Raw genomic sequence first — 5,723 nt, 5'->3', positions numbered from 1 at the left:
CCGTTGACCGCCACGTGGCCGCCAAAGCGGATGGTCAAGTCCTTGGTGGCCAAGGTGCTCATGGGTGGGGGTTCACTTTCACGGTCTGAGTCAATCGATGGAATGGGTGGGGCGCCCTGCCCTGCGGCAGCGCGCCCCGGCACTTTAGGGGCAGGTGCCGATCACGTAGTAGTTGGTGCTGGTCTGCTTCAAGGTGTTGGTGACGAACACGTTCCACAGGCCCATGCTCTGGTTGGAGCCCAGCGCATAGGTGTAGCCCCCGGCGGCGTACGCGCGCCCGGCCAGGGTGTGTGCATAGTTGCTGGCGGTGGTGCAGGTGGCGGTGCCGCCGCCCGATGCGGCCAGCGTGGTGCCCGAAGCTGCGGCCGATGTGGCGCCCTCGGCCCCGTTGGCATCGGCCGCGCGCACCGTCCAGCTGTAGGTGGTGGACGCGGCCAGACCGGTGTCGGTGTAGCTGGTGGCAGTCACAGGCAGCGCGTTGACCTTGTTGGCGTTGCGGTACACGTTGTAGCTGGCCGCGCCCGTGACAGCGGCCCAGCCGATGGCCATGCTGCTGGCTGTAGCGCCCGAGGTGCTCACGCCCGTGGGGGCTGGCAGGGCCACAGGGTCGGGGGGCGTGGTGCCGCCCGTGCCGCTGGAGACGCGGTCCACCATGGCCTTGACAGCCGCCATTTGCGGGCCCGACTTCTTGGARTAGTTGGCGCTGTCATAACCCCACCARTCCCAGCAGCTGTTGGTGGCKGCGGTGCTGGTCTGCGGRTASAKCAKCACGATGTTGTTGGTGTCRGCCCAGCGGTTGTAGCCGGTGTTGCGCACGTACTGCTGCTGCACATCGCTGATGTTCTGCTTGCAGCCATGCAGCACCACGTGCAGCTTGCAGGTGGCTGTGCCGCCCGCCTGGCAGGCCTGGGGCACATAGACCCAGCCCGTGGTGGCCATGCCATGGTTGGTGATGAACTCGCTCTGGTTGAACTCGATGTAATTGCCGGCGGGCAGGGTGGCGTTGTTGCGGGCGTTCAACGTGCCGTACAGGTGCTGCAGCATGGCACCGGCGAGGTCGAAGTTGCAGTCGCTGATGTAGGGCGCGCCCTTGGTGGAGCAGGCGTTGCCGTAGTCGTCCGTCACCATGGCGTGTTCGGCAGCAATGTCCTTCTTGTAGACCACATTGGCGGCGGGCACGAAGCTGTTGTAGTAGGTGCGCAGCGCGTCCATCACCCCGGTCTTGACCACACTGTCGAGCGAGCCCGAGAACAGGTAGACCTTGGAGTTCTGCAGGTTGGCCACGGGGTCGATCACGCCCTGGCTGGCCCAGGTGTTGGTGGTGCTCACCAGCGTGCTGGTGGGGATGCCTGCCGGGCTGGCCATGCAGCGCCCGGTGGCGTTGACGACCGAGCCCTCCGCGCAATAGAACGGGCCGCCCGCCACCACGCCCGCGCCCTTGGCAAAGGTGGCCGAATACGCCACGTGCAGCTGCACGGCCATGAAGCCGCCCGAGGACAGGCCCGATACCGTGGTCTGTGTCTTGTCGATCTTGAGTGCTGGCAGGTTGACGGCAGCGTGAACACTGCCCACGCCACAAAGTGCCATCGCAGCCCCTGCTGCTGCCGCCCGGATGAAATTGAAAGCCATGTTGTCTTGTCTCCAAATAATTTTTGAGAAAAACCGACCCAGCCCCCGTGTACACCCGGGGGTTCATGCATCAATTCACTGGAAAAAGAGGGGCGGCCGCCCCTGCGGGATGGACCCCGAAGGAGCAGGACGGTGGTCCTGTCCGACGGGCCTCGCTAACTCGCCAACTCGCTAGCGGAGTCGAAAGACCGGCTTATCGCTTGTTGCGAATCGGCACGTTCATTTCTTCAGGCTTGATCTCGCGCACCAGCTCGGGCACGCCCCAGGCAAAGGCCGGGTCCACCTTGATCTTGAAGTGGTACATGCTCTGCATGGCCTGGTGGTCTTCCTTGCGGAAGGTCATCTTGCCCTTGGGCGTCTCGAAGCTCATGCCCTCCATGGTCTTGATGAGCTTGTTGGTGTTGGTGTCGCCGTTCGTGGCCTTGAGGGCCGTGACCAGCGCCATGGCAGAGCTGAAGCCGCCGGCCGTGAAGAAGTCYGGCGGKGYCTTGAACTSCTTGTAATGCGCAGCCACCAKGGCYTCGTTSACGGGGTTCTTSGGGATGCCGAAGTAGTAGTACGTRGCGCCTTCCATGCCSGGGAARYKCTTGTASGCMGYCATGGCGGGCAGGATATTGCCGCCGGTGGCGATCTCGATGCCATAGCGCTTGAGGTCCATGTCRGCGATCTTGAAMGGGTTGCCTGCACCGGCCCAGATGATGAAGATGACCTTGCGGCCGGGCACGTCCTTGAGCTTGTCGATCAGGCGCTGGGCACCGGCGGTGAAGTCGGTGGTGGTGGTGGGCAGGTATTCCTCGTGCACCAGCTTGGCGTTCTTGAGTGCGTCCTTGAAGGCCTTCACGCCATCGCGGCCGAAGGCATAGTCCTGCGCCAGCGTCGCCACCGTCACGCCCGCCTTGTCGATGGCCACGGCGTTGGAGATCGCGTCCTGGCTGCTGTTGCGGCCAGTGCGRAAGATGTACTTGTTCCACTTGTCGCCGGTGATSGMRTCGGCMACSGCGGGCTCCACSASCAGGATCTTCTTGTATTCCTCGGCCACSGGCAGCAKGGCCAGGGCAACGCCGCTGGAGGTGGGGCCGACGGCAATGTCGGCCTTGTCATCCGAGTAGGCCGAGGCCAGCAGGCTCTTGCCCAGGTCAGGCTTGCCCTGGTCGTCCTTCTCGATCACGACGAGCTTCTTGCCATTGACGGTCATGCTGCCGCCGGTGGCGTAGTTCAGGCCCATCATCAGGCCGGTCTGGGTCTGCTTGCCATAGGCCTCCAGCGGACCCGTCTTGCTGTACACGTGGGCAATGCGGATTTCACCGGTCTGCGCGAACGCGGGGGCAGAAAGTGCGGCGGCGGTAACGGCTGCGGAAGCGAGGGCGACCAGAGTGCGACGGTGCATGGCGATGTCTCCTGTTGTGATGCTTCTTTATTGCACAGTCTGTGCCAGCAGCCAAGTGCTTGATTTCAAAGATACTTTTGCTGACACCCTGGCGACACTGCCTGATTTAAATACACATTGAATGTCTAATTTTTAGACATTTGCCTGATTTTTATTCAGGGTTTTCCAGACGTCCATAGAGCGTGGCGCGCGAGATGCCCAGCTGGCGAGCAGTGGCCAGCTTGTTGCCGCCATGGGCTTTGAGCGCAGCCGCGATGGCCTTGCGCTCCAGCTCCGCCACCTGCTCGGCCAGCGGGCGCAGGTATCGGCTTTCGTCCTCGGCATCGGCGGCGTGGCCCGGGTCCTGCACCGGGGCGGGGGCGGCGGGCTCCACGCCCGCTTCGCGCAGGATGCGYTCGAGCTGCGCGGCGTCGATGSRCTGCGAGTCGCTGCRCATCRYSRCCTGCTCCAGCACGTTRCGSAGCTCGCGGATGTTGCCGCGCCAGGGCTGGCCCGCCAGCAGGGCCATTGCATCGGGCAGCAACTCGGGCGGCGCGGTGCCGTTGCGCAGGGCCAGGTCTTCGCCCARTGCYTCGACCARSGCMGGWATGTCGCTGCGCCGCWCGCGCAGCGGCGGCACRCGCACSGGCAGCACRTKSAGGCGGTAGAACAAATCCTCGCGGAATTTGCCCTCGCGCACCAGCGACGCCAAATCGCGCGACGTCGCGGCCAGGATGCGCACATTGAAGGGCACGAGCTTGTTGCTGCCCAGCGGCTCGATCTCGCCCTCTTGCAGCGCCCGCAGCAGCTTGGCCTGCAAGCTTTGGGGCATGTCGCCGATTTCGTCGAGGAACAGCGTGCCGCCATCGGCCAGCTTGAACTTGCCGTCGCGGCCCTTGCGGTCGGCGCCGGTATAGGCGCCAGGCGCCACGCCGAAGAACTCGGCCTCGAGCAGCGTGTCSGGCACGGCSGCGATGTTGACGCTGACGAACKGSCCMYTGGCSCGSSTGGASGCYGCRTGGATCGCATGSGCMAGMAGCTCCTTGCCSGTSCCCGTCTCGCCCAGCAGCAGCACMGGGCTSSTSGACTGCGCKGCRCGGCGCGCMTGGCGCTTGACCTCSRCCGCSGCSGGGCTGSWRCCGATGAAGCTGGCAAAGGTGTACTTGGACCGCCGCTCGCCGTCGCCGGCCACCGCCAGGCTGCGGCGGCGCTGGCTGGCCAGCTCGCGCCGGGCGTCGTCCAGGTCGCGCTGCAGCAGCGCAAACTTGCTGATGAGCGGCTGCAGCGTGGTTTCGGGATGGTCGAACAGCACGATGCCAATGGCGCCGATCACGCGGTCGGCATCGTCGCGCAGCGGGATGCGGCTGACCACGAAGGTGCCGGCCTTGTTGGTGAGCAGGTCGATCAGCACGGGCTGGCCCGTTTCGAGCACGCGGCGCATCTGTGTGTTGGGGATGACCTCTTCCACCGTGCGGCCCACGAACTGGTCCACCGACGAAAAACCCAGGTCCGGCAGAAAGCGCTGGTAGCCCTCATTAACCCACACGATGCGCCCGCTGCGATCCACCAGGAACATGCCCTGGCTGACGCTGGAGAACAGCTGGAACATGGAGCGTGCCGCCAGTTCCAGAATGCCCTGGGCATCCAGCGGCAGTGCGGGGGCGTCATCAGCGAGCAAAGGCATCCGCGGATGGTAGCGCGCTGGCGGGGCGCAGGATCTGCCCCCACAGGCAGCAGACGCCCGGCATGGAGCCATGACGCTACAAATTAGATAGCTACCTAGGCAAATGGCACTAGCGCTATCAGGCGTTTTTATCCAAAACAGGAGTCAAAGAGGTGTACAGGGACGCCTCACATGCTGCCAGCGGCTGGTCCACCAAGATGCAGGGCTTGCCCGTGCGACGGCACTGGTCCTGCACGCGCCAGTAGGCGTCGTGGCTAATGCAGCCCGTCTGGCAAATCACCAGGTCAGCGGCGGCCAGGCTGGCGTCAAACGTCGCACCCGCGTCTGCGTCCGGATGGGCCTCGACCACCACGGGCACGCGCACCCTGCGGGGGTGTGCCGAAGCATCCGGGGGCGCGGCGCTGGTTGCCCCACCCTGCTCCGGGTGGCTCACTGCCCTGGTGTCTGACTGCGCCGCCAGTCGCCAGCGCAGGCATTCCCGCGACAAGGTGGCAATGCGCTCCGCCAGCACAGCGATATGGCGTGCCATGGTCTGACGGCGGGATAGACCCGGCACAGCAGCCCGTAGCTGCGCCAGCTCGTCGTACGCCATGGCCAGCCGCGTATCGCGCACCACCAGCGCCCCACGCAGCCGCACCACCTCGGCCTGCAGCGCCTGGATCTCGGCGGCCTGCGCCGTCAGGGCCGCGCTGCAACGCCGCTGGGCTTCGCCCAATTGACGACAAAGCACCAGAAACTCCTGGGGAAATGAAGACATGCGCCATCCTGCAAATAAGAACTATTCGCATTTTATGGTACGATTCAGCCCGAGTTCACAGCAAGCCACCTGGTGGGGAGGGCTCCGGGAGCACAGCGCCTGGGGGTCTGGCTTGCCAAGAAAATCGTCGGCACGGATCTGCCCGCGCCGTCTGGACGAAAAAAAACCGCGCCCGATGGCGCGRTTTTTTTATGGGTGCGAGCCTGGGGCCTCGCCACGGCTTCAGGCCTCTGCCAGCGCCATCTTGCGGGCAGCCCAACGGCGCAGCAGGCGCGGAACGATCAGCA

4 protein-coding genes are annotated in these 5,723 nt (G+C 65.0%); all 4 read right to left on the bottom strand.

The features are described from left to right. Window positions 1–144 precede the first annotated feature (144 nt). The 4 genes from AC04MI_RS23085 to AC04MI_RS23070 all read right to left on the bottom strand — a co-directional run bounded on the left by AC04MI_RS23085 (window position 145) and on the right by AC04MI_RS23070 (window position 5,436). Window positions 145–1,629 (bottom strand): extracellular catalytic domain type 2 short-chain-length polyhydroxyalkanoate depolymerase, encoded by a 1,485-nt coding sequence (locus tag AC04MI_RS23085; protein ID WP_476498804.1) that lies wholly within the window; start codon window positions 1,627–1,629, stop codon window positions 145–147. Window positions 1,630–1,822: 193 nt separating this feature from the next. Continuing rightward, entirely contained in the window at window positions 1,823–3,016 is a 1,194-nt protein-coding gene (locus AC04MI_RS23080) for a substrate-binding domain-containing protein (RefSeq protein WP_476498803.1), read from the bottom strand. Window positions 3,017–3,167: 151 nt separating this feature from the next. After that, window positions 3,168–4,679 (bottom strand): sigma-54 interaction domain-containing protein, encoded by a 1,512-nt coding sequence (locus tag AC04MI_RS23075; RefSeq protein ID WP_476498802.1) that lies wholly within the window; start codon window positions 4,677–4,679, stop codon window positions 3,168–3,170. Between the two features lie 118 nt (window positions 4,680–4,797). Continuing rightward, on the bottom strand, window positions 4,798–5,436 hold the full coding sequence (locus AC04MI_RS23070; protein WP_436079126.1) for a DUF2325 domain-containing protein: 639 nt from the start codon (window positions 5,434–5,436) through the stop codon (window positions 4,798–4,800). Window positions 5,437–5,723 lie beyond the last annotated feature (287 nt).

This window comes from Acidovorax sp. LjRoot204 (assembly GCF_056175785.1).
Note: the sequence above shows the minus strand (reverse complement) of the source record. Positions and strands in the feature narration are given on the sequence as shown.